General features: G+C 66.6%; 5 protein-coding genes. 4 read left to right on the top strand and 1 reads right to left on the bottom strand.

The window, feature by feature from the left end:
• The first annotated feature begins 55 nt into the window (after positions 1-55).
• Complete coding sequence (locus AC5LUJ_RS17045) at positions 56-457, top strand: PPOX class F420-dependent oxidoreductase (protein ID WP_445548201.1); 402 nt, start codon at positions 56-58, stop codon at positions 455-457.
• A 48-nt stretch (positions 458-505) separates the two neighbouring features.
• Here the strand turns inward: AC5LUJ_RS17045 and AC5LUJ_RS17040 are convergent, their stop codons facing one another.
• Entirely contained in the window at positions 506-1,117 is a 612-nt protein-coding gene (locus tag AC5LUJ_RS17040; RefSeq protein WP_250281004.1) for a TMEM175 family protein, read from the bottom strand.
• Positions 1,118-1,543: 426 nt separating this feature from the next.
• Between AC5LUJ_RS17040 and AC5LUJ_RS17035 the strand changes: the two genes are divergently transcribed.
• From AC5LUJ_RS17035 to AC5LUJ_RS17025, 3 genes are all read left to right on the top strand, one after another.
• Positions 1,544-2,434, top strand: a complete 891-nt coding sequence (locus tag AC5LUJ_RS17035) for a hypothetical protein (protein ID WP_250281003.1) — start codon at positions 1,544-1,546, stop codon at positions 2,432-2,434.
• On the top strand, positions 2,431-2,868 hold the full coding sequence (locus tag AC5LUJ_RS17030; RefSeq protein WP_250281001.1) for a PIN domain-containing protein: 438 nt from the start codon (positions 2,431-2,433) through the stop codon (positions 2,866-2,868). The genes AC5LUJ_RS17035 and AC5LUJ_RS17030 overlap by 4 nt, the downstream gene beginning before the upstream one ends.
• A 52-nt stretch (positions 2,869-2,920) precedes the next feature.
• Positions 2,921-3,208: hypothetical protein (locus AC5LUJ_RS17025; protein ID WP_493465277.1), on the top strand; the 288-nt coding region annotated here is incomplete at its 3' end.

The following is a 3,208-nucleotide window of genomic DNA, read 5'->3' as shown; positions in this document are numbered from 1 at the left end:
CCCGGCATCCCGGCTCCGGGTCCCGGCATCCCGGGCCGGGTCCTAGACTGACGGCATGGCGTTGGGCGATGCGAAGTATGTTGCTGTGACGACTTTCCGTAAGACCGGTGTCGCCGTGTCCACGCCCACGTGGATCGTTCCGCTTGACGGGGGCCGGGTCGGATTCAACACGTCGTCGGTGTCCGGTAAGTACAAGCGGCTCCGGAACAGCCCCAGGATCGTGCTGCAGCCGTCGGACGCACGCGGGCGCGTCCGGGCCGATTCGTCGCCTGTCGAGGGGACCGCCGAGTTGGCGACCTCCGGCGACGGCTTTGACGAGGTCCAGCGCAAGGTCCGCGCGAAATACGGTGTGATGGTCTCGGTGTCAAGGCTGTTCAACACGCTCAGCCGTCTCGGCCGGGCGAAACTGCCGTACGGCGACGTCGCCGTCATCATCACGCCGGCCACCTCGGAATAACGATTATCTCCACGCCATCGCTGACGGCGGCTGCCCGCGGCCGCGTGCTCAGTCGGGGAGGCCCTGGTCGCGGATGATGCGGTCGATGCGGCGGTCGGGGATCAGCCACAGGATGGCGACGGCGACGAAGAAGCCGAGCGCGATCCGGATGCCGATGCGCCCGTGGCCGGTGAGCAGCGCGCTCACGATGCCGGCGAGATAGAGGATCACGGATGCCTTGCCCTTGAGGTCCCGTCCGACAGCCTGCCGCAGCGGGGAGCCCGCGCCCTCGTTCCGAATGATCACAGTTTGTAGCACGAAGTAGGCGATCGCGGCCGCGAGCAGGTTCACCCCGTAGAGGACCACGGGCGTGCGGGCGAATTCGCTGTCGTCCATCCACGCGGTGGTGAATGGAAACAGGGAAAGGAAGAACAGCAGGCCCAGGTTCGCCCAGAGCACGCCGCCGGTGCTGCGCTGGACCAGTTGGAAGGTGTGGTGGTGGTTGTTCCAGTAGATGCCGACATAGACGAAGCTGAGCAGGTAGGTGAGCAACGAGGTCCCGGTGGTGTGCCGCAGCGCCGCCAGATCGTGCCCTTCTGGAACCTTCAGCTCCAGCACCATGATCGTTATGATGATGGCCAGGACAGCGTCGCTAAACGCTTCCAGCCGGCTCGTTCTCACGCGACGGCCGCCCGATCGCGCCCATGACCGGCAGCCCGGCACGCCGGCGGCCGCACACCACGAACATCCCTCCACACGGCGCCCATCATCCCATCCTGGCCGCCGTCCTCAACGCAGGCATGACCACGCCGGGCGCCGCCGGGCACGGATGAGTACCCAGGCGCCATCCGGATCGTGCTCGTTGCTGATCTACGATTGACCAGCCCGCGCACCGCGTCCGATGTCATCGCGCTCAAGGGCGTCATCCGGCCAGGGCGCCCTGTGCTGACCAGCCTTGACACGCTCGTTTCGGCCCGTTATGCCCCCGAGGTTCGCGCTGGCGACTACGATTGTTTTGGCTACCTTCGGTGGTGGCTCCACTGTGAGTGATCTAACGGTGGCAGAGGGGCGCCCAGGCGGACGCCTACGCGGGGCGGAGGCGAGGGGATGGCCGAGAACACGCTGCTGACCATCCGTGCCTCGGGCTCGGCGACCACCGGGGGTCGCCTGCCGCTGGCCGAGTTGGCCCGGCTCGCCGGTGAGTTCCAGGCAACCGTGGAGCGGATCGCGCTTGGCCTGCGTGGGCTCTCCCCCGTTGCCGGCCGTCGCCCGAAACATGTCGTCGAGGCCGTCGGCATGGAAGTCAGGGCGCTGACAAGCGGATCCGCGGTTCTGACCGTCGGTCGGATAACCCAGCCGATGTTGGGAGACGATCTCCTGATCGATTCTCTGGAGACGCTGGAAGCAGGGCTCGACGCCATCGCCAACGGTCGACCGACGCCGGAGGTCTTCACCGCCCCCGTCCTCGACGGGCTGTTGAAGCTCTCTGGTGGTGTCGCGGACGGCACGCTTGCGGGTGTTGAGATCCAGCGCGGCGGGCGGACGACAATCCGCTTCGACACGCAGCTGTATTCCTCGGTCCGCGCCGCTCGGCGCGCTGTCAGCATCACCGAGCAAGTGATCGTGGGCCGGCTGCAGATGGGCGACTTCGCACGGGGCGCATTGCGTTGCCGGATCGACACGGTTACCAGCAGTGTCTCCTGCACCTTCGACGAGGGGCTCAAGAAGGATGTCCTCGCGGCAATGAATTCGCTGGTCCGTGCTCGTGGGCTTGCCGAGTCGACAGCGGGTGGCGTGATCCGAGCGTTCACGCTGCGGGCGGTGGAGCGCCTTCCCAGCTCCCCTCATCGCACATTGGACGACATGGCCAGAGAGCAGGAGGTAGAGCCAGTGCGGAGTCTCGCCGAGCTGGCCATGTCGGAACCGCTGACCGACGAGGAGTACGAGGATTTCCTCGCCGCGGCGATGTCGGCACGGGGGGACCAGCCGCCGAGGTGAGTGACTACGTCATTCTTGATACCGACGTCTTCTCCGCAATCACCGCGGGCCGGGCGACGGCGGCGAGATACGAGGCCGTCCTGCGGAACAAGACGCAGGCACTGACCTTCGTCTCGGTCGCCGAGCTGCTCTATGGAGCGCGGCACGGCGGATGGGGTGAGCGTCGGACCACCGCGCTTGTGGAGAAAATTGAGCGCCTGCTGCTCATCCCGTTCGACAAGGAGCTTCCCGCGGTCTGGGCGCAGTTACGCGACCTGGCCCGCCGCCGCGGCCATCCACTCGCCCAGCCCGCGCACACCAACGACCTGTGGATAGCCGCTTGCGCGGTCCTCTATCAGGCACCGCTGTTGACCGGCAACCGGCGACATTTCCTCGGCGTACCCGAGCTGACGGTGGTCAGGGCGGAGGATCTGGAAGCCGGCGTTCCGTACTGATCCGTCGTCTCCTCCTCGGCAGCCCCGGGCCTGCGTGGTGATCGTCCGCTCGGTGGAGTACACGCTGCTCTGGGTCGACTATCGCGTGGTGACCGCGGTTCGTGGGCTCGGTCTGCGACTGCTGTACTGGCCGAGCGAGGTGATCGTTTTTCTGGCCGGAGTCGGCCTGTGGGTCGCCGCGATCCCCCCCGACCATGGCCGGCGTTCTCCATCGCCGCACGGGACGGATCGCACTGATCGTCGCCATAGTAGGACTGTTGACCTGGAACTTCTCTCTGTGCGTCCCCGGCGGGGGTTGTGTGAGTCCGATCGAGGGCTGGTGGAGGTTTACCTCGAAACT

This window comes from Protofrankia sp. CiP1_Cm_nod3 (genome assembly GCF_982290655.1).
Note: the sequence above shows the minus strand (reverse complement) of the source record. Positions and strands in the feature narration are given on the sequence as shown.